Genomic DNA, 20,537 nt, shown 5'->3' with positions numbered 1-20,537 from the left:
GGCTGTGTCTGGTGGCGGAACCGCCTACGATGGCAACGGGGAAGTTTGTCTCAGCCTCTCCTCCTGGCGGCCGCCGGGGAAGACCTGCGAGGAGCTTTACACAAAGTGCCAGCCATTCTCGACAAGATTCTGCGCGCCGGCGAGAACAAGATCCTGCGCAAGCTGAAGCGGATCGCCGACCAGGTCAACTCCATTGAGGACGACTTCAAGAGCCTGTCCGACGCGGAGTTGCGCGCGCTCACGGACGAGTTCAAGCAGCGACACGCCGACGGGGAGTCGCTCGACGACCTCTTGCCCGAGGCGTTCGCGACGGTGCGCGAGGCGTCGCGGCGCGTCCTCGGCCAGCGTCCCTACGACGTCCAGATCATGGGCGGCGCCAACCTTCACCTGGGCAACATCTCCGAGATGAAGACAGGTGAGGGCAAGACCCTGACCTGTGTCATGCCCAGCTACCTCAACGCGCTCTCCGGCAAGGGCGTCCACGTCATCACGGTCAACGACTACCTGGCCCAGCGTGACGCGGAGAAGATGGGGCGGATCCACCGCTTCCTCGGCCTCGAGACCGGTGTGATCATCTCGGGGCAGACCCCCGAGGAGCGGCGCAAGATGTACGGCGCCGACATCACCTACGGCACCAACAACGAGTTCGGCTTCGATTACCTGCGCGACAACATGGCCTGGTCGCTCGAGGAGTGCGTCCAGCGCGGCCACAACTTCGCGATCGTCGACGAGGTCGACTCGATCCTCATCGACGAGGCCCGCACGCCGCTGATCATCTCGGGCCCCGGCGAGCAGTCGGGCAAGTGGTACACCGAGTTCGCCAAGATCGTGCCGCGCCTCCGCAGGGGCGTCGAGGGCAAGAACCCCGGCGAGCCCAGCACCGGCGACTACGTCGTCGACGAGAAGAAGCGCACGGTCGGCATTCTCGAGACGGGCGTGGAGAAGGTCGAGGACTGGCTCGGCATCGACAACCTCTACAAGCCCGAGCACACCCACCTGGTCGGCTTCCTCAACAACGCGTTGAAGGCCAAGGAGCTCTACAAGAAGGACAAGGATTACATCGTCACCGACGGTGAGGTCCTGATCGTCGACGAGTTCACCGGCCGAGTCCTCCACGGGCGCCGCTACAACGAGGGTATGCACCAGGCCATCGAGGCCAAGGAGGGGGTGAAGATCAAGGACGAGAACCAGACGCTCGCCACGATCACCCTCCAGAACTACTTCCGCCTGTACGCCAAGCTCGCCGGCATGACCGGCACCGCGGCCACCGAGGCGAACGAGTTCCACCAGACCTACAAGCTCGGCGTGGTCCCGATCCCGACCAACCGGCCGATGGTCCGCAAGGACCAGGCCGACCTCATCTACCGCACGGAGGACGCCAAGTTCACCGCGGTCGTCGAGGACATCAAGGAGCGCTACGAGACGGGCCAGCCCGTCCTCGTCGGCACCACCTCGGTCGAGAAGTCCGAGCGGCTGTCCAAGATGCTGACCCGCCAGGGCGTCAAGCACGAGGTGCTCAACGCGAAGAACCACGCGCGTGAGGCGTCGATCATCGCCGAGGCGGGCCGCAAGCACGCCGTGACCGTGGCCACCAACATGGCCGGTCGAGGCACCGACATCATGCTCGGCGGCAACCCCGAGTTCCGCGCCGACGTGGAGCTGCGCCAGCGCGGCCTCGACCCCGGCGAGACGCCGGAGGAGTACGAGAAGGCGTGGGCCGAGGCGCTGGCCAAGGCCGAGGGCGCGGTCAAGGCCGAGCACGAGGAGGTCACCGATCTCGGCGGCCTCTACGTCCTCGGCACCGAGCGCCACGAGTCGCGCCGCATCGACAACCAGCTGCGCGGCCGTTCCGGACGCCAGGGCGACCCCGGCGAGTCGCGTTTCTACCTCTCGCTCGGCGACGACCTGATGCGCCTGTTCAACTCGCCGCGCGTCGAAGCGATCATGGTCAGGATGAACATCCCCGACGACCAGCCGATCGAGTCGGGCATCGTCACCAAGGCCGTCGCCTCCGCCCAGCACCAGGTCGAGCAGCAGAACTTCGAGATCCGCAAGAACGTTCTGAAGTACGACGAGGTCATGAACCGGCAGCGCAAGGTGATCTACGCCGAGCGCCACCGCGTGCTGGAGGGCGCCGACCTGCACGAGCAGGTGCGCGGCTTCGTCGGCGACGTGATCGACGAGTACGTCACCGCCGCCACGTCCGAGGGCTTCTCCGAGGAGTGGGACCTCGACAAGCTGTGGAAGGCCTTCGGCGAGCTCTACCCGGTCTCGGTCAAGCTCGACGACCTCGTCGAGGAGGTGGGCGGCCGCGAGGAGCTGTCGGCCGAGATCCTCCACGAGAAGATCAAGACCGACGCCCTCGCCGCCTACGACAGGCGCGAGGAGGAGCTCGGCTCCGAGGCCATGCGCGAGCTGGAGCGGCGCGTCATCCTGTCGGTCCTCGACCGCAAGTGGCGCGAGCACCTCTACGAGATGGACTACCTCCAGGAGGGCATCGGGCTGCGCGCGATGGCGCAGCGCGACCCGCTGATCGAGTACCAGCGCGAAGGCTTCGAGATGTTCGCCGCGATGCTCGACGGCATCAAGGAGGAGTCGGTCGGCTACCTGTTCAACCTCGAGGTCGAGGTCCAGGAGAACCCGATCGTCGAGGAGTCGGAGGAGATCGCCGAGACCCGCTCGATCATCGCGCGCGGGCTGCGCGGGCCGGAGCGGCCGACCGAGCTGGAGTACACCGCTCCTGGCGAGGGCGGCGAGGTCGAGCACACCAAGGTCCGCACGACGGCCGCCGAGCGCGCGGCCTACGGCAACGTGGAGCGCAACGCGCCGTGCCCGTGCGGATCGGGCAAGAAGTACAAGCGCTGCCACGGCGACCCGAAGCACGTCGACGCGTAGCCGAAACACCTGAAGGCCCCGCCCCGGTTTCCCGGGCGCGGGGCCTTCGCGTTCTCTGCCCGGCTTCGGCATTCGGGTGGGAGCGGCGGGCCTCTTGGGAGCCGCGGGTTGGTCGGAGGGCGTGGCTGGTCTCCGGGGAGCGGCGGTTGGGTGGGAGTGCCGGGTCTCCGGGGGAGCGGCGGTTGGGCGGGAGCGCCGGGTCTCCGGGGGAGCGGGCGGTCGCTCAGACGGTGTGCCCCTCTGAGACAGCTCAGCGGGCCTCCTGCGGTCGATGAGGGGCTCGACAGGGGTGGCGGCCCTGCGATGGTGGGGTACTCGGGGTCCGTCCGGTGCGGCGGGGTGGGTGCCCCGCCGTACCGGGGTCAGGCGGTTTCGAAGTCGGTGCACAGCCACTGGACGCCGCGGCGTTCGAGCCGGAGCGCCAGAACGTGGCTGCGTTCGCCGCAGTGGACCAGTACGCACATCTCGACCGCGCCCTCCCTGGGCTGCGTCACGCGCGGAACGCCGACGAGGGGCCGGCTGCCTGCGGTGATCATTCGGCCGGCGCGGACGAGTTCGGCGTAGGCCCGGTCGGTGAGCCGGTCGCTGACCGTTTCGGGGGGTCTGCGGCCGGTGAGGATCTCGGCGAGCGCCTGGCCGAGGTGGCGCAGGTGGCGCTCGTCGGGAACGGACCCCGGCGGTCCCCAGACCAGGGGGCGCGGGTCCGCAGGGGCGAGGGCGAGCGACCCGTGGGTGGCGGGCTCTGGACCGCGTTGCTCGCCGTCGTACGGCGGGTCGGGGACCGGGGTGAGGGTGACGCGGGGGAGCGGAACGGGACGCAGCCGTGATGCCATGAAACCTCCAACCTCATGCGGGAGAACGTCGCTATAAGGAGTTTTCGGCCCCACGCTCAGATACATCGGCCGCCAACTTCCCCGTTTCCTGCGGCCATTTGGGGGCATCGACGAAGAAGATCACGATGGGTTGGATCGGTTGGCGACCAGCTTTATCCGCATTCCGGCGGGCGCGCATTCCAGGCCCGCCGTACCGAATCCATTCCGGTCGGGGTCGCGGCGGGATATCGGCATCCCGTATGTCAGCCGGAGGTCTGCTGGTCCGAGGGAATGGTGTCGTCGTCGGGCTCGCGGCCGGGGGTGAGGATGTCGAGTTTGCGGATCAGGAAGCTGAAGAGCAGGTAGTAGAGGACGAAGTAGGCCAGCCCGATCGCGATGATCAGCGCCAGCCCGTGGGTGTTCGACTTGGTGGCGTTCAGCAGCATGTCGATGCCGCCCGCCGAGAAGCTGAACCCGAGGCGCGTGTCCAGCGCCGCGAGCAGCGCCATCGAGACGCCGGTGAGCAGCGCGTGCGTGACGAACAGCAGCGGCGCCACGAAGATGAACGCGAACTCCACCGGCTCGGTGATCCCGGTGACGAACGCGGTCAGCGCGCCGCCGACCATGATGGAGCCCACCGCCGCCCGCTTGGGGGGAGGGGCCGCCCGCCAGATCGCCAGCGCCGCTCCGGGGATCCCGAACATCAGCACGGGGAAGAAACCGGTCATGAAGATGCCCGCGCCCTGCTGGCCGATCGCGTAGCACTTGAGGTCGCCCGCGGCGTGCACGCCGTTCACCGTGCACTCGGGGATGACCGTCCAGACGATCGAGTTGACGAAGTGGTGCAGGCCGAGGGGGATGAGCAGGCGGTTGGCCACGCCGTAGACGCCCGAGCCGAGCGCGGAGTGGGTGGCCAGCCAGTCGCCGAACGCGGTGAGCGCCGTGCCGATGGGCGGCCAGATCAAGCCGAAGACCACGCCGAGGCCGAGGGCGGTCACGGCGGTGATGATGGGGACGAAGCGCCTGCCGCCGAAGAACGCCAGCCAGGAGGGGAGCTTGATCCGGTAGTAGCGCTGCCAGAGCACCGCCGCCACCAGCCCGATCATGATGCCGCCGAGGACGCCCGTGGGCTGGGCGGAGGCGGCCTGGTTGATGACCGTGGTGCCGTTCTGGAGCGCCAGGGTGACCTTGGTCTTGACGGCCTCGCTGGTGGAGTCGAAGAACATGCGGCGGGTGACCTGGTCGAACACCAGGTAGCCGACGAGGGCGGCCAGCGCGGTCGAGCCGTCGGACCTCTTGGCGAACCCGATGGCGACGCCGATCGTGAACAGCAGCGGCAGGTTGTCGAACAGCGCGCCACCGGCGGCGGCGAAGATGGCGGCGACCTTGTCGAGGAAGGCGTTGTCGGTACGGCCGAGCAGGTCGTCCTGGCCGAAGCGGAGCAGGAGGCCGGCGGCGGGGAGGACGGCGATGGGCATCATCAGCGATCTGCCGACCCGCTGGAGCACGGCGAAGGCGGCAGACCAGAAGGACGTGCCGCCATCGGCGGTCGTTGTGCTCATCCCGGCTCCCCCGGCAGGTCGTCACGGGGGATGCCGGGTATCTACCACACCCTGTCCTGCGGAAACGCTCGGCAGGGCGTAGGGCGGGCCGCTCCTGCGTGGCGTGTCAGGGGTTCGGCGGCGAGGGGGTGGCGGCGGCTTCACCGGAGTCCACGTCCACCTCGGGCTCCCGCCCGGGCGTCATGATGTTCAGCCGCTTGATCAGGAAGCTGAACACCACGTAGTAGACCGCTCCATAGACCACCCCGATGACCAGGATGCCGATCACGTTGTGCGTGTTGGACTTGCTGGCGTTCAGCAGCATGTCGAGCAGCCCGGCCGAGAAGCCGAATCCCAGTTGCCCCCCGACCAGCGTCGTGACCGCCATGGCGACCCCGGTCAGCACCGCGTGGACCACCAGCAGCACCGGTGCCACGAAGATGAACGCGAACTCGATCGGCTCGGTGATCCCGGTGACGAACGAGGCCAGCGCCGCGGAGAGCATGATGCCGCCGACAGCCGTCCGCTTGCCGGGCAGCGCCGCCCGCCAGATGGCCAGCGCGGCGGCCGGCAGCGCGAACATCATGATGGGGAAGAAGCCGGCCATGAACTCGCCCGCGTTCGGGTCGCCGCCGAAGTAGCAGTTCCAGTCGCCGGCCAGGGCCCGCCCGCCGACCTGGCACTCGGGCACGACGTACCACACGATCGAGTTGACGAAGTGGTGCAGGCCGAGCGGCACCAGCAGCCTGTTGAAGAACCCGTACAGGCCCGTACCCACGGCGCCGGCGTCGGCCAGGGCCCGGCCCGCCTCGCCGATCCACTCGCCGAGCACCGGCCAGATCCAGCCGATGAGCACGCCGATCAGCAGCGCCGCGATCGAGGTGATGATCGGGACGAAGCGTCGCCCGCCGAAGAAGGCCAGCCAGGAGGGCAGCTTGATCCGGTAGAAGCGCTGCCAGAGCATCGCGGTCACCAGGCCGATCATGATGCCGCCGAGCACCTTGGTCGGGTTCTGCACGCCGTAGTTGATGATCTCCTTGATCCCCTGGCTCTCCGCCTGGCGGATCATGACGGTGTCCCTGATGGCCGACTCGAAGAACATGACCTTGGTGACGCGGTCGAAGACCAGGTAGCCGACCACGGCGGCCAGCGCGGTGGAGCCGTCGGCCTTGCGGGCGAACCCGATGGCGACGCCGACCGCGAACAGCAGCGGCAGGTTCTGGAACAGGGCGTCGCCCGCGGCGGCGAGCACCTCGGCGACGTGGGTCATCCAGGCGAAGCCCGCCACGTCGGCCAGGCCGCCGGGTTCGGCGCCGTTGGCGCCCAGCATGTCGGGCTGGCCGAAGCGCACCAGGAGCGCGGCGGCGGGCAGGGCCGCGATGGGGAGCATGAGGGAGCGGCCCATGCGCTGGAGCACGGCCATGACGCGGGAGAACGGCGAAGGGATCGCGGCGGACTCGTTCACCGGGAGTGCCTCCGGAGAGTGGGGGGTAAGGACCAGGCCCGGCCGAGGGACCTGGCGGGGCGGGGTGACGAGCAGGACCCAAGCATGCCGTACCCCCGCGAGCCGGTCAGCCGCGACGGGCGGGAATCTCCAGGATGGTGCGCAACTGGTACCGATCGGCCCGGTAGGTGGAGACTCCCAGCTCGGCGCACACCCCGCCGGAGAACGAGCGGCGCTGCAGCAGCAGCACGGCTCCACCACGGGGCAGTTTCAGCAGGTCGGCGTCGCTCGGGTCGGCGAGCCCTCCGTCGATGGTCAGCTCGCCCGCGTCCATCACGATGCCGTAGCGCGTCTCGAGAAGCTGGTAGAGCGACTTGCCCGTGAGGTCGTGGTCGGCCAGGTCGGGGGCCAGTGAGACGGGGATGTGGGCGCGCTCGATCGACAGCGGCTCGCCGTCGGCGGTGCGCAGCCGTTCGATGAAGTGGACCTCTTCGCCCGGCTGGATCCCGAGCTCCTTGGCCAGGTGGGCGCTCGCGCGCACGACGCGCCTGTCGAGGTCGCGGGAGCCCGGCTCGAGGCCGCGGGCGCGCATGTCGTTGGTGAAGGAGGTGAGCTGGAGCGCCAGCTCGATCTTGGGCCTGGCCACGAACGTGCCCTTGCCCGGCACCCTGTGCAGGCGCCCCTCCGAGACCAGATGGTCGACGGCCTGGCGGACGGTCATCCGCGACAGGCCGAAACGCTGGCAGAGCTCGCGCTCGGACGGGATCGCCGCGCCGATACTGAGCTCGTTGCTGTCGATGAGATCCAGCAGGATCTCGCGGAGCTGGAAGTACTTGGGCACCGGGCTGTCCGGATCGATGTGCGCCACGGATCCTCCCCTCGATCTGACTTGGGCGATGGGTTATGGTTCGTACTGGTCTAGTCCGGACTAGACCACATGCCGGAATAGCCAGTCAAGCGATGGGGACATGATGACCACCAAGATGCGCAGCGAGATCGCCGAGCAACCGGCCGCGTTGCGGGCCACCCTGGACTCATTGCTTCCTCGAGTCGATGAGGTGAAGGCGCTCGGCGACCAGACCAGGCAGCTGCTGTTCATCGCGCGCGGCACCTCGGACAACGCCGCAGTCTACGGCCGCTATCTCATCGAGTCGCACGCCGGGCGTCTGGCCGCCCTCGCCGCGCCCTCGATCGCCACCACCTACAAGCGCAGGCTCGACCTCGACGGCGTGCTGGCCGTCGCGATCTCCCAGTCCGGCAGGACCGAGGAGATCGTCGAGACGCTCGCCTGGGCCAAGGACTGCGGCGCGAAGACCGTCGGCATCACCAACGGCGGCGAGGACAGCCCGCTCGCGCAGGCCGCCGACGTCGCCCTCGTCACGCTGGCCGGCGAGGAGAAGGCGGTTCCCGCCACCAAGACCTACACCACGCAGCTGGCGGCGCTGGCCGTACTCGCGCTGGGTCTCGGCGCGGACGTGGACGCCGCCGACCTGCAGCGGGTGCCGGAGGCTGTGGAGAAGCTGATCGCCGAGCCCGGCGACCTCGAGGCGGTCGTCGAAGGCCTGGCCGACAAGCCGGGCGTGGTCGTCTCGGGGCGCGGCATGGCCTTCTCCACCGCGCTCGAGACCGCGTTGAAGCTCAAGGAGGCCTGCTACCTGCACGCCATGGGCCTGTCCTACGCCGACCTGCTGCACGGCCCCATCGCCGTGGTGGACGAGGACACCCCCGCGTTGCTCGTCGCCGCCGAGAACAGCCCGACGCTGGCGGGCACGGTCGCCCTGGCCGAGCGCGTGGTCGGCGCCGGCGCCGCGGCCTTCACCGTGGGCGGGGGCAAGGCTCTGGCCCAGGCGGGTACGGCGGCGCTGAACGGCCCCGACCTGCCCGAGTGGGTGGCCCCGATGGGCCTGATCATCCCTGGTCAGCTCCTCACGGAGGCGCTCGCCCGCCGCCTCGGCATCGACCCCGACGCGCCTCGTGGCCTCAACAAAGTGACGCAGACCGACTGATTACACGCGTTCGTTTAGCCTGGTCAAACAGACGTATCGACGAGGGAGGACCAGATGGCGGCGGACGCGAACGCGATCATCGCCGGGCTCGGTGGTGCGGCCAACATCATCGAGATCGAGCCGTGCATCACACGGCTGCGCACCGAGGTGCACGACGCCTCCAAGGTCGATCAGGCGGCGCTGAAGGCCGCGGGGGCCCACGGAGTGATGGCCGCGGGGAACGTCGTCCAGGTCGTGGTGGGGCCCGAAGCCGACACGATCGCCAGCGACATCGAGGACATCATCGGCTAGAGCGCCGGTGGCGGGGCCTTCCGCCGCCGGCGCTCTGGTGCAGGGGGGACCAATGACCAGCGTTCTCGCCCCGGTCGACGGGGCCGCGGTCGGCCTGGGCGCCGTGCCCGACCCGGTGTTCTCGGCGGGCATGGTGGGGCCGGGGACGGCGATCGACCCGGCGCGCGGGCCAGGCAAGGCCGTCGCCCCGATAGACGGCAAGATCATGAAGCTGCATCCGCATGCCTACGTCATCGTGGGGGATGACGGAAGGGGAGTGCTGGTACACCTGGGCATCGACACCGTGCAGCTGAAGGGGGAGGGCTTCCAGTTGCTGGCCGCCGAGGGGGACAGGGTGAACGCCGGCCAGCCCGTCGTGGCATGGGACCCCGCCGTCGTCGAGGCGGGCGGCCGCTCGCCGGTCTGTCCCGTGGTCGCGCTCGACGCCCGCGCGGAGGCGGTGACCGTCGTCGCCCAGGGGCCCGTGCACGTGGGGGACGAGCTCTTCCGATGGGCGTAGACACGGCGCTGTTCCGGCTGTCTCCTCGCGGCTACCCGGCTGAGGGCGAAACCCGGCGATTGCGTAGTCTTCGAGAACTCGGTGGCGGGGATGTCCGCGGCGAAAGCGGCGGGTACGCGGTGCGTGGCGGTGGCCACCACCCACGTCGGCGAGGACCTGGCCGGCGCCGACCTGGTGGTCGCTGACCTGACCGCGGCCGGCCGGCCGTTGTTTTCGTGAGTCCAGCTGGTCTGGACCGCTTACGAGGAGGAGTCCCGATGGCCGAGCGCAAGGTGACCGTCGAGGCGGAGGTCGGCCTGCACGCCCGACCCGCGGCGACGTTCGTGCAGGCGGCGGCGAAGGCCGCCATCGACGTCACCGTGGCCAAGCTGGGCGGAGAGCCCGTCAACGCCAAGAGCATCCTGATGGTCATGGGTCTCGACGTGCGTCAGGGCCAGTCGATCGTGATCAGGGCCGAGGGAGAGGGCGCGGAGGAGCTCGTGGACGAGCTGGCCGCGATCGCATCGGCGCCATGACTGTCTCGGGGGTGGGGGTCAGTCCCGGCATCGGGCACGGCCCCGTCTACGTGTTGACCGTCTCGGTGCCCGAACCCCCCGAGGGCGCGACCTACCAGGGCGAGGCGGATCAGGAGAAGGCGCGGGCGCGCGCGGCGCTGGAACGGGTCGCGGGCGACCTGGAGGCGCGCGGCGTCAGAGCGGGCGGCGAGGCCAAGGACGTGCTCGCCGCCCAGGCGCTCATGGCCCGCGACCCTGGCCTGGCCATCGGCGTCGACGCGCTGATCGAGCGAGGGACGGCGGCGGCCAGGGCCGTGTGGGAGTCCTTCGGCAAGTACCGCGACCTGCTCGTCGCCGCGGGCGGCTACATGGGTGAGCGGGCGGCCGACCTCGACGACATCAGGGACAGGACGATCGCCGTGCTCACCGGGCACCCCTTGCCCGGCGTGCCCACGGTGGCGGCCGAGCCGTACGTGCTGGTGGCGAGGGATCTGGCGCCCGCGGACACGGTACTGCTGACCAAGGACGTGGTCGCCGCCTTCGTGACCGAGGAGGGCGGCCCCACCAGCCACACCGCGATCCTGGCGCGCGCGATGGGCGTGCCCGCCGTGGTGGCCGCGCGCGGCGCGACCGCGCTGCGCCCCGGTGTCCGTGTGCTGGTCGACGGAGGCGCGGGCACGGTCACCGTCGAGCCGAGCGAGGAGCGGGTGGCCGAGGCGCGACGCGTCTCCCAGGCCAGGGAACGGGCGCTCGAAGGGGCGGCGGGGCCCGGCAGGACGGCCGACGGGCACCCGGTGCCGTTGCTGGCCAACATCGGTGGGCCGAGGGACGTGAAAACCGCCGTGGACAGCGGCGCCGAGGGCGTCGGCCTGTACCGGACGGAGTTCCTCTTCCTCGACAGGACCAAGCCGCCCTCCCACGAGGAGCAGCGCGACGCCTACCGGGCGGTGCTGGAGGCCTTCCCGCACGGCAAGGTCGTGGTCCGCACGCTCGACGCGGGCGCCGACAAGCCTCTCGCGTTCCTGCGGTCCCCCACCGCCGAGCCGAATCCCGCGCTGGGGCAGCGGGGGCTGCGGCTGTTCAGGGCGTTCCCCGACGTGATGAACGCCCAGCTCCAGGCGCTGGCCGACGCGGCCGAGGGGATGGCCGACCGGCTCCAGGTGATGGCGCCGATGGTGTCCACCGTCGAGGAGGCCGCCTGGTTCGTCCACGAGTGCGCGACCAGGGGGCTCGCGTCGGCGGGAGTGATGATCGAGGTCCCGGCCGCCGCGCTCCGCTCGAAGGACCTCGCGGGCGTCGTCGACTTCTTCTCGATCGGGACCAACGACCTGGCCCAGTACGCCTTCGCCGCCGATCGGCAGGTGGGCGCGCTCACCCAGCTGCAGGACCCGTGGCAGCCCGCGCTCCTCGACCTGGTCGCCGCGGCGGTCGGCGACCACGGGGTGCCGTGCGGGGTGTGCGGCGAGGCGGCCGCCGATCCCGCTCTGGCCTGCGTGCTGGTGGGGCTGGGCGTGGCGACGCTGTCGATGAGCGCGCCCGCGCTGCCTGCCGTACGGGCAGGGCTGGCCCGGCACTCGCTGGCGCAGTGCCGTACGGCGGCCGCGGCGGCGAGGGGGCAGGCGACGGCGGCGGGCGCCAGGAACGCGGCCCGCGCGCGGCTGCCCGCCCTGGCCGAACTTGGCCTCTGAGGACGGTCCGCAGGGTGATCGGCGTGTAGTCGTTGAGTCGGCGTCACGGCGGCGGGCCGGATAGCTTGGGGGGCATGGTTAGAGGCATTCGCACCGCAGGCGTCCTGGCGATCGCGACCTCGCTCGTGGCATGCGCGAGCTCGACAGGTCACGCGGGATCGGCGACGCTCGTGTCTCCACCAGCGGCGAAGCCGTCCGCCACACCCTCCGCCACGCCGTCCGTCACGCCCTCGGCCGAGGCACTGGCCGGGGCAGGCTCGGGCGCCGTACGGCGGGCGCTGGCGCGGATGAGCGTCGAGGAGAAGGTCGGCCAGCTGTTCATGCCGGTCGTCCACGGCGCCTCAGCCGACAGCGCCTCCGAGGGCAACAAGAACGCGTTCGGCGCGAGCACACCGGCCCAGGTGGTCGCCAAGTACCACCTGGGCGGCGTGATCCTCTTCCCCGAGAACATCAAGAGCGTCTCCCAGGTCGTCTCCCTCACCAACGGCCTGCAGAAGTCGTCGAAGGGCGTGCCGCTGATCATCGGCACCGACCAGGAGAATGGCCTGGTGTCCAGGATGTCCGCGCTGGTCACCGACCTGCCGGGCGCCTCGGTCATCGGCGCGACCCGCGACACAGGGCTGGCCCGCAAGGCCGCGGAGGCGACCGGCGCCGAGCTGAAGGCGCTCGGCGTCAACCTCGACTTCGCGCCCGTGGCCGACGTCAACATCGACCCCAGGAATCCCGTCATCGGCAAGCGCGCCTTCGGCGACAACCCCGGGCGGGTGGCCCAGATGGTGGCCGCGTCGGTGAAGGGCTTCCACGACGCGGGCGTCGCCTCGACCGCCAAGCACTTCCCCGGCCACGGCGACACCCGCACCGACAGCCACACGGGCCTGCCGGTGATCAAGCACACCAGGACGCAGTGGACGAGGCTGGACGCCCCGCCGTTCAAGGCGGCGATCGGCGCCGGGGTCGACGCGATCATGAGCGCCCACATCGTCATGCCCAGGCTCGACTCCTCGGGCGACCCCGCCACCCTGTCGAAGCCCATCCTGACCGGGCTGCTGCGCGACACACTGGGCTTCGACGGCGTCATCTCCACCGACGCGCTCAACATGGAGGGCGTCAGGAAGAAGTACGACGACGGCGAGGTCGCCGTGCGGGCCGTCCTGGCCGGAGCGGACCTGCTGCTCATGCCGCCGAACCTGCCCAAGGCCCACAGCGCGGTGCTGTCGGCGGTGAAGTCGGGCCGCATCTCGCGGCAGCGCCTCGACCAGTCGGTGACCAGGCTGCTGGAGCTTCGCGAGAAGCGCGGCTTCCTCGAGGCGGCCCCCGTCGCCTCGGCCGCGGCGGCCGCCAAGGTGCTGCGCTCGGCCGAGCACCGCAAGCTGGCGGCCACGATCGAAACCCAGAGCCGCTAGCCCTTCTCCCACCATTCCGGGCTGGGCGTGGGGGAAGGCGCGGGCCCCGCCTCGGGTCCTGGGATGACGATGATGTCGAGCGTGTCGCTGCTGTAGTCCCGCACGGTCTCGACCACACCAAAGGGAAAATGACCGGCCCCATTCACGAGATATAGGCTGCTCCTCATGGTCAAGGGAGTCCTGATCGACTGGGGCGGTGTGCTCACCACAAGCATGTCGGAGGCCGTCTCCGCCTGGATCGCGGCCGATCGCCTCGACGGCGAGCACTACCGCGCGGTGATGCGCGAGCTGCTGCGGCAGGAGAGCGCCGTCCACGCCCTCGAACGCGGCGAGATCAGCGCCGCCGACTTCGAGCGCGACCTGGCCGCCAGGCTCCGCACCGTCGACGGCACCCAGCCCGTGGCCGAAGGCCTGCTCAACCGGATGTTCCTCGGCTTCCAGCGGGTCGACGCGATGTACGACATGCTGCTCCACGTCCGCGGATCAGGGATCAAGACCTGCCTGCTGTCCAACTCGTGGGCCAACGAGTACCCCCGCGACGGCTGGGACGACGTCTTCGACGCCATCGTCATCTCCGGCGAGATCGGCATGCGCAAGCCCGAGCCGCGCATCTTCCAGCACGCCCTCGACCTCATCGGACTGAGCGGCCCCGAGTGCGTCTTCATCGACGACATCGAGGTCAACATCGCCGCCGCCCGCGAGCTGGGCATCGGCGTCATCCACCACATCGGACCCGACACGACGATCGCCGAGCTGGAGACGCTGCTGCGGCTGCCCCTGCGATGATGGTCCCCCTCAACGTCGTGAAAGGTTCCCGATGCGCGTATACCTGCCGAGCACCCTTCCCGCGCTTGCCAGGGCAGCGGCCGAAGGAGAGCTGGGCCCCGCCCCGCTGACCGGCTACGCGGTCACTCCGGCCCTGATCGAGTGGTACGCCTCGGGTGACACCGAAGAGCTGGAGTACGTGGCGCTGACCGAGGCGGCCCGCGCCTCCCTGCGCATGCTCGCCGCCGACCGCGCCGACGGCGTCCCCGCCGCCGCCCGCAGGGTCGTCGTGGCGGCCGAGGTCCCCGACGACGTCCTGTCCATGGGCGCCGACCTGGAGGAGCGGGCCAGGGTACGGCTGGCCGAGGCGGTCCCCATGGCCAAGGTGGCCGCGGTGCACATCGACGACACCTCCGCCGCCGCCGACATCGAGGCCGCCATCGCCGCCCTGCCCGCCTCCGACGGCGGAGACGACGACGCCAGGTTCACCGTCGACGGCGCCGAGGCGCATGAGCTCATGTGGTACGCCACCCAGGAGATCCCCGACTTGCTTGCCTGATGCCCGACAATGGGGACATGACGCAGCACATCGTGTGGGACTGGAACGGCACTCTCTTTCACGACATCGACGCCGTGGTCGGCGCGACGAACGAGGTCTTCAAGCCGTACGGCATGGCGATGATGACCGCCGAAGGATTCAGAGCCGTCTACACGCGACCCATCTGGCTGGCCTACGAGCGGCTGCTCGGCCGTCCCCTGCGTGAGGGCGAATGGGAGGCGCTCGACAAGGGCTTCCACGACAACTACTTCAGGCTGATGGCCGCCTGCGGGCTCGCCGCCGACGCGGAACTGTCGCTGCGCACCTGGACCGGCACCCAGTCGCTGTGCTCGATGGCGCCCCACGACCATCTGGTGCCCACCATCACCTCCTTCGGCATCGACACCCACTTCACCAGGGTCGACGGGCTCACCGGTACCACCGGCGGGGAGAAGGCCGAGCACATGGCCACCCACATCGCCGCGATCGAGGTCGACCCCGCCGAGATCCTCGTCATCGGCGACAGCGTCGACGACGGTGTGGCCGCCACCTATGTGGGCGCCAGGGCCGTGCTCTACACCGGTGGCATGACGCCGCGCTCGGAGCTCGAATCGACGGGCTGGCCTGTGGTTGACACCCTTACCGAAGCGCTCAAGCACGCCTGAAACGGGGCGCTGGGCCGTACCCTTGGCATGGACTTCAGGGAGGCCGCCATCAACCGCCTTGTGCTGTGGAACGTCGATCTCACGCTGGTCGACGTCGCGATCGTCACCAGGGACGCGTACGCCGAGGCATTCCGCCAGGTCACCGGGCGTCCGCTGGTCAAGCTTGCCCCCGCCATGGGCAGGCCCGACTCCGAGATCGTCTTCGAGACGCTCGCCGTCAACGGGATCGTCGCGCGGGACGACGACCTGCCCAGGTTCCTCGCCTCCCTCGCCGTCGCCTTCGCCGACCGGCGCAAGCGGCTGGCCAAGGAGGGCAGGATGATGCCGGGCGCCAAGGACGCGCTGAGGGCGGTCTCCAGGCTCGACGGCGTCGTCCAGTCGGTGCTGACGGGCACGATCAAGGGCAACGCGGTGCACAAGCTGAAGGCGTTCGGGCTCGACAAGCACATCGACTTCGACCTCGGCGGCTACGGCGAGGAGGTCTACCCCAAGGCGACCCTGCTCCAGGTCGCCCAGGGCAGGGCCAAACAGCGGTACGGCACGCCGTTCACCATCGCGAACACCGTGCTGATCGGCGACTCCACCCGCGACGTGCAGGCGGCGCGGATCGGGGGCGCCGCCATGGTCGCGATCGCTTCGGGCCGGTCGACGGTGGCGGAGCTCAGGGAGGCGGGGGCGAATGTGGTGCTGCCCGACCTGTCGAACGCTTCGGAGGTCGTGGCGGCGGTGGCGGGCCTGACCTCGCCCGTGGACCGCAAGGCGGGCTGACAGGACAGACGCGGATCGCGGCCCGGCCGGTCATGAGCCGCCGGGGCGGATCGACAGCGCGTGGTGGAAGACGTCGCGCGGGTCCCATCGTCGCTTCACGCGCTGGAGCCTGGCGTAGTTGTCGCCGTAGTAGATCGTGGACCAGGGCACCCCCGAGGTGTTCCACTTCGGGTCGGCGTGGTCGACGTCGGGGTAGTTGATGTACGCCCCGCCGCAGTTCCCGCCGGGCACCGGCACGCCACCCGTGCCTTCGAACGTCTTCCGATGGAACCGGCGCACCCACTCGAGGTGCGCCTCGCCGTCCTGGGTCTCGTCCCACGACGCCAGGTGGATCACCTTGAGGACCGACGAGCGCTCGACCGTGGCGGTCGCCCCGGGGTCCACCGTGTTGACGCGCCCGCCGTACGACAGCAGCCACAGCAGGCCGGTCGACGAGACGTCGCCCGCGGTGCCGAGGTGGTCGTAGGCGATGTCGGCCTGCTCGTCGGTGAAACGCCTGCGCAGATAGGCCGACTTGCCCTTGTACCGCCCGGCCTCCGCCTCCTCGCCGAGGGACAGGGTGCGCGCCGCGTAGAACCACGGCATCGTCTGGAACGGCGGGATGATCACCTTGGGGGTGACGCCCTCGGCGACGGCGGCGAAGTAGTCGTTCATCAGCTTGGCCGCGCCGGGGAGCGCCGCGTCGATCTGGGTCGGGAGGATGATCCCGCCAGAGTCGGCGCCCGCCTTCCGGCCGGGGATCAGCAGCGAGCCCCACAGGGAGGCGGCCGGGGTGCCTGGGGCGCTGTTGCGCTCGTGCCACTCGCCGTGGTTGCGCAGCAGCCTGCGGAACGACTCCTTCGTCATGCCGTCCCACGACCAGATGGCGACGCCGGACAGCACGGAGGCAGGCGGCTTCGGCAGCAGCTTCCCCGGGTCGTCGCCCGTGGCCCTCGGATCGCGCATCCAGTAGCGGGTGACCACGCCGAAGTTGCCTCCGCCGCCGCCGGTGTGCGCCCACCACAGGTCGTGGTTCGGGTCGGCGGGGTTCCTGGTGGCCACCACCGCGCGGGCTCTGCCCGTACGGTCGACCACCACGACCTCCACGGCGTGCAGGTAGTCGACCGTCAGGCCATAGCGCCTGGACAGCGGGCCGTACCCGCCGCCCGCGATATGGCCCCCGGCGGCCACGCCCCCGCACTGGCCGCCGGGGATGGTGACGCCCCAGCCGAGGTAGAGCTTGCGGTAGGTCTGCATCAGCGTGGCCCCGGCCTCGATGGCGAACGCGCCGCGGCGCTCGTCGAAGGAGACCTCCGACATCTCGCACATGTCGATCACGACCTGCGCGCCCTCGCCGACGAAGTTCTCGTAGCAGTGGCCGCCGCTGCGGACGGTCACGCGGCGGTTGGCGCGGACGGCGTCGCCGACCGCCTTGACGACCTGCTCGGTCGAGCCGACCACGTGGAAGTACTCGGGCTCGGGCTTGAAGCGGTGGTTCGTCCTGCGGACCGCCAGGTCCTCGTAGCGCGGGTCGGCGGGCCGTACGACGACAGGACCCAACGGTGGCGCGCTCGCGGCCACCGCGGCGGCTGGAGCGAGGCCCGCCGTCATCACCCCGCCGCCGACCGCCGCGGTGCCTCCGATGAATCCCCTGCGAGTGACCTCACTCATGGTTCACGACCCCCTGGTGCGACTCGGACGTGCTGCTCCTCGACGGTAGGAGCGGGGCGGCGGCCGGAGAATGGGCTCAGGTCCACACCAGGGGTGGGGGTAGCCACACCAGGACCCGACGAAAGTCAGGGTCATGGGGAGACGGACGGCAGAGGCGCGGGGGTGGGGCCGGCGGCCAGATTGGAGCCATGCGAAAGACGATGACCGCCCTGCTCGCCGCCGCCCTGCTGACCGCCCCGGCCGTGGCCCACGCCGACCCCCAGCCGCCCGCCAAGGTGACCTTCGAGCTTCCCGAGCCGACCGGGCCGCACAGCCTGGGCATGAGGGAGGTCCACCTGGTCGACCAGGCGCGGGACAGGGAGCTGATGGTGAGCGTGTGGTACCCGGCAGCGCCGGGTGACGAGCCGCTCGCGCCGTACATGACGCCCAACGCCGCCGGATACTTCGACCAGGGCGCGCCGGCCATGGGCCTGAAGCCGGGGCAGGTGGACTGGGCGGGGGTCAGCACGCACGCCCGCAAGGGCGCGCGGGCCAAGGGCCGGTGGCCGGTCGTGCTCTACTCGCCGGGCTGGGGCTCCCTGCGCACGCTGGGCACCTCGACCGTGGAGGACCTGGCCAGCAGGGGGTACGTGGTCGTGACGGTGGACCACACCCACGAGGCGCCCTTCGTGGAGTTCCCCGGCGGCAGGCTCGAGCCGGCCAAGCCCCGGCAGGGCGACGACTACCTGCGCACCGGGATGGAGACCAGGCTGGAGGACGTCAGGTTCGTCCTGGACCGCCTGCCCTCGCTGCAGGGGCTCGCCCAGGCGATGGACCTGTCCAGGGTGGGGATGTTCGGCCACTCCTTCGGCGGGGACACCGCGGCCGAGGCGATGAGGGCCGACGAACGCGTGGACGCGGGGGCCGACCTCGACGGGTGGCTCGCCTACGACGTCGACGGGCGCCGGCCGACCCCCGCGGGCGCGGAGGGAACCGGGCGGCCGTTCCTGCTGATGGGCTCGTCGGGCAGCACCCGCGACGGGCAGATCAGGAACCACCTGACCGCGCCGGCGTGGAAGTCGTTCTGGGAGCGGTCCTCGGGATGGAAGCGCGACCTGTCGATGCCGCGGGCCATGCACTACAGCTACACAGACGTGCAGACCTTCCTGCCGCAGCTCGACGAGCGGCTGGACGTCGTGGGTGAGGTGCGGGCCCAGCGCATCGGAACGGTGGACCCCGATCGCAGCATCGCGGCCCAGCGCGCCTACCTCGGTGCTTTCTTCGACCAGTCGCTCAAGCACCGGCCGCAGCGGCTGCTGCGCGGTGAGTCCCCCGCCCACCCCGACGTGGAGTTCGTCCGCTAGCGGCCGACCATGAAAGGGGGCGCCCGCGGCGCCCCCTTTCAGCGGACCTTGGCCAGACGGTACGCGTCGCCGTCCAGCCACACCAGCCAGTCGCCCGCCGCGTAGGTCTTGCCGGGGAGCTCGAACGACCGGCCGGTGCGCGGGTCGTGGACCACCGACCGCCAGCCAGGCGTCTCGCCGAGCGCCGTGTAGGCGACGAGCCGGTTGCCCGCGGTCAGAGACGCGTTCAGATGGGGGTAGGTGTTCTCGGCGCCGGGCTCGATCTTCTCCTTCATGGAGAAGTAGCGGCCGCCCCAGTCCATCTCCGCCGCGAAAGGAAGCGCGCGCCTGCCCTCGGTCACCTGCCAGGTGGCGCGGTCCGCCGTCCTGAGCACGCCGTTCACGACCCACGCGAAGGTGTCCCTGTTCACCGCGGCCAGCCACAGCTGCCACCGGTTCCCGCCGGTCCTGACGTTCACGCCCTCGGGCAGCGGGCGCCGGGCGACCGTCTTCCCCGAGTCCACGTCGACCTGGCGCAGGCCGTTCCCGTCGAAGGGGTCGACCACGAACAGGTCCGGATAGGAGAACGCGACCGCCTCGCCGCGGACCGGCAGCGTCGTTCCCTTGGTGCAGCCCTTGGCCTTCCACGGGCGCAACAACGGGTCGCTGCCGACGATCGTTCCTCCGCTGACCCACACGGGGGTGAAGTCCTTGATGCCCTTCGGGCTGATCGCCGTCGTGATCCCGCTCCGGTCCCTGCACATCAGCGGGCCAAAGAAGCCGCCACCCGCGAAGACGCGCACACCGGGCCCCGCGCCCAGCGCTCCTGAGGACGCCTGCTCCAGTGGGCGCAGCGGTCCGCCCTCAGGCCCGATCTCCCATGTGTCGCCCTTGCCGCCCACGCCGATCAGCGAGCCGTCCTCGCCCAACGCCAAGGGCAGGAACTCCTTTCCCTCCGGCGTCCGCGCGGGCACCGTGACCGAATGCGCCGGGTCGACCAGGTCCTCCAGCCCCACGACCGAGGCGGCGACCGTCTGGCCTTCGCCGCCGGCCTGCCGCACCGCCACCGGTACGGCGACGGCCAGCGCGACCGCGCACGCCCCCGCCGCGAGCGCGAGCACCCGCCGCCGCCTGCGCCTGACCGTGACGCCCCTGTGGACCCGATCGGCGAGGCCGGGAGGCGGAACCGTCTCGCCAGGGTCGCCCAGGACCTCCACGAGCCGCGATTCCATCTCATCCATGATCGACCTCCTGTGACTCGAGAGCGGCGCGCAGCCTGGCCAGCGCCCGCGACGCCTGGCTCTTGACGGTTCCCCTGCTGCAGCCGAGCAGCCTGGCGATCTCCTCCTCGCCGCGCTCCTCGACGTAGCGCAGGACGAGCACCGCGCGCATGCGCGGGGGTAGCTCGCTGATGTGCGATCTGAGGCTGGCTTCGGCGAGCAGGCGTTCCAGGCGGTGATCCTCCACGGCGGCCTCGGGCGGCGTGGCGACCACGACCTCCCGCTTGGGCCGCCGCCATCGGTTGGCCATGATGCGCACCATCGCCGTACGGACGTAGCCTTCGGGGTCGTCCTTGCGGACGACCTTGCGCCAGCGCACGCCTGTCCTGGTGAGCGCTTCCTGAACGAGGTCCTCGGCGTCGTGCCGGTCGCCGGTCAGGACCATGGCGTAGCGGTAGAGCGCGGGCAGCCGCATGGTCACGAATGACTCGAACGACGTCCAGCCGTTCTCCGTTTCCTCCACCCCTCCAAGGACA

At 70.5% G+C, this 20,537-nt stretch carries 20 protein-coding genes; 13 read left to right on the top strand and 7 right to left on the bottom strand.

Annotated elements, in window-relative coordinates:
* The first annotated feature begins 105 nt into the window (after positions 1-105).
* Positions 106-2,895, top strand: coding sequence for a preprotein translocase subunit SecA (secA, locus tag AB0B45_RS29770; protein ID WP_358137112.1), 2,790 nt, complete (start codon positions 106-108; stop codon positions 2,893-2,895).
* A 362-nt stretch (positions 2,896-3,257) separates the two neighbouring features.
* On the opposite strand, the gene AB0B45_RS29765 is transcribed toward secA, so the two are convergent.
* From AB0B45_RS29765 to AB0B45_RS29750, 4 genes are all read right to left on the bottom strand, one after another.
* Positions 3,258-3,728, bottom strand: a complete 471-nt coding sequence (locus AB0B45_RS29765) for an Rv3235 family protein (protein ID WP_358137110.1) — start codon at positions 3,726-3,728, stop codon at positions 3,258-3,260.
* A gap of 242 nt (positions 3,729-3,970) precedes the next feature.
* A complete protein-coding gene (locus AB0B45_RS29760) occupies positions 3,971-5,269 on the bottom strand; it encodes a PTS transporter subunit EIIC (RefSeq protein WP_358137107.1) in 1,299 nt (432 codons plus the stop codon).
* A gap of 106 nt (positions 5,270-5,375) precedes the next feature.
* Positions 5,376-6,713, bottom strand: coding sequence for a PTS transporter subunit EIIC (locus tag AB0B45_RS29755; RefSeq protein WP_358137105.1), 1,338 nt, complete (start codon positions 6,711-6,713; stop codon positions 5,376-5,378).
* Between the two features lie 106 nt (positions 6,714-6,819).
* Positions 6,820-7,560 carry a GntR family transcriptional regulator gene (locus AB0B45_RS29750; RefSeq protein WP_358137102.1) on the bottom strand — a complete coding sequence of 247 codons (741 nt, stop codon included), beginning with the start codon at positions 7,558-7,560 and terminating at the stop codon, positions 6,820-6,822.
* 100 nt (positions 7,561-7,660) lie between these two features.
* Here AB0B45_RS29750 and AB0B45_RS29745 point away from each other — a divergent pair, with 100 nt between their 5' ends.
* From AB0B45_RS29745 to AB0B45_RS29695, 11 genes are all read left to right on the top strand, one after another.
* Entirely contained in the window at positions 7,661-8,698 is a 1,038-nt protein-coding gene (locus AB0B45_RS29745; RefSeq protein WP_358137100.1) for an SIS domain-containing protein, read from the top strand.
* A gap of 54 nt (positions 8,699-8,752) precedes the next feature.
* On the top strand, positions 8,753-8,989 hold the full coding sequence (locus AB0B45_RS29740; RefSeq protein ID WP_192779931.1) for a PTS glucose/sucrose transporter subunit IIB: 237 nt from the start codon (positions 8,753-8,755) through the stop codon (positions 8,987-8,989).
* A gap of 52 nt (positions 8,990-9,041) precedes the next feature.
* Entirely contained in the window at positions 9,042-9,488 is a 447-nt protein-coding gene (locus AB0B45_RS29735; RefSeq protein WP_358137097.1) for a PTS glucose transporter subunit IIA, read from the top strand.
* Positions 9,489-9,578: 90 nt separating this feature from the next.
* Entirely contained in the window at positions 9,579-9,707 is a 129-nt protein-coding gene (locus AB0B45_RS29730) for a hypothetical protein (RefSeq protein WP_358137095.1), read from the top strand.
* Between the two features lie 38 nt (positions 9,708-9,745).
* On the top strand, positions 9,746-10,003 hold the full coding sequence (locus AB0B45_RS29725; RefSeq protein WP_358137093.1) for an HPr family phosphocarrier protein: 258 nt from the start codon (positions 9,746-9,748) through the stop codon (positions 10,001-10,003).
* Positions 10,000-11,670 carry a phosphoenolpyruvate--protein phosphotransferase gene (gene ptsP / locus AB0B45_RS29720; protein ID WP_358137090.1) on the top strand — a complete coding sequence of 557 codons (1,671 nt, stop codon included), beginning with the start codon at positions 10,000-10,002 and terminating at the stop codon, positions 11,668-11,670. Before AB0B45_RS29725 ends, ptsP begins: the two co-directional genes overlap by 4 nt.
* A gap of 74 nt (positions 11,671-11,744) precedes the next feature.
* Entirely contained in the window at positions 11,745-13,073 is a 1,329-nt protein-coding gene (nagZ, locus tag AB0B45_RS29715; RefSeq protein WP_358137087.1) for a beta-N-acetylhexosaminidase, read from the top strand.
* Between the two features lie 165 nt (positions 13,074-13,238).
* On the top strand, positions 13,239-13,859 hold the full coding sequence (locus tag AB0B45_RS29710) for an HAD family phosphatase (protein WP_358137084.1): 621 nt from the start codon (positions 13,239-13,241) through the stop codon (positions 13,857-13,859).
* A 31-nt stretch (positions 13,860-13,890) separates the two neighbouring features.
* Entirely contained in the window at positions 13,891-14,397 is a 507-nt protein-coding gene (locus tag AB0B45_RS29705) for a hypothetical protein (RefSeq protein WP_358137081.1), read from the top strand.
* Between the two features lie 17 nt (positions 14,398-14,414).
* On the top strand, positions 14,415-15,041 hold the full coding sequence (locus AB0B45_RS29700; RefSeq protein WP_358137078.1) for an HAD hydrolase-like protein: 627 nt from the start codon (positions 14,415-14,417) through the stop codon (positions 15,039-15,041).
* Positions 15,042-15,068: 27 nt separating this feature from the next.
* Positions 15,069-15,809 carry a haloacid dehalogenase-like hydrolase gene (locus AB0B45_RS29695; protein WP_358137077.1) on the top strand — a complete coding sequence of 247 codons (741 nt, stop codon included), beginning with the start codon at positions 15,069-15,071 and terminating at the stop codon, positions 15,807-15,809.
* Positions 15,810-15,839: 30 nt separating this feature from the next.
* Here the strand turns inward: AB0B45_RS29695 and AB0B45_RS29690 are convergent, their stop codons facing one another.
* Positions 15,840-17,459, bottom strand: coding sequence for an FAD-binding protein (locus tag AB0B45_RS29690; protein ID WP_358137074.1), 1,620 nt, complete (start codon positions 17,457-17,459; stop codon positions 15,840-15,842).
* 188 nt (positions 17,460-17,647) lie between these two features.
* Here AB0B45_RS29690 and AB0B45_RS29685 point away from each other — a divergent pair, with 188 nt between their 5' ends.
* Positions 17,648-18,802, top strand: a complete 1,155-nt coding sequence (locus AB0B45_RS29685) for a lipase (RefSeq protein WP_358137072.1) — start codon at positions 17,648-17,650, stop codon at positions 18,800-18,802.
* A gap of 38 nt (positions 18,803-18,840) precedes the next feature.
* Here AB0B45_RS29685 and AB0B45_RS29680 read toward each other — a convergent pair whose 3' ends face one another.
* Both AB0B45_RS29680 and AB0B45_RS29675 read right to left on the bottom strand, forming a co-directional pair.
* Positions 18,841-20,022 carry a hypothetical protein gene (locus AB0B45_RS29680; protein ID WP_358137070.1) on the bottom strand — a complete coding sequence of 394 codons (1,182 nt, stop codon included), beginning with the start codon at positions 20,020-20,022 and terminating at the stop codon, positions 18,841-18,843.
* Positions 20,015-20,524 carry a SigE family RNA polymerase sigma factor gene (locus AB0B45_RS29675; RefSeq protein WP_358137067.1) on the bottom strand — a complete coding sequence of 170 codons (510 nt, stop codon included), beginning with the start codon at positions 20,522-20,524 and terminating at the stop codon, positions 20,015-20,017. The genes AB0B45_RS29680 and AB0B45_RS29675 overlap by 8 nt, the downstream gene beginning before the upstream one ends.
* Positions 20,525-20,537 lie beyond the last annotated feature (13 nt).

The sequence above is a fragment of the Nonomuraea sp. NPDC049152 genome, from assembly GCF_040648355.1.
In the GTDB taxonomy this organism is placed as follows: domain Bacteria; phylum Actinomycetota; class Actinomycetes; order Streptosporangiales; family Streptosporangiaceae; genus Nonomuraea.
This window is presented reverse-complemented; position numbering and strand designations above follow the sequence as displayed.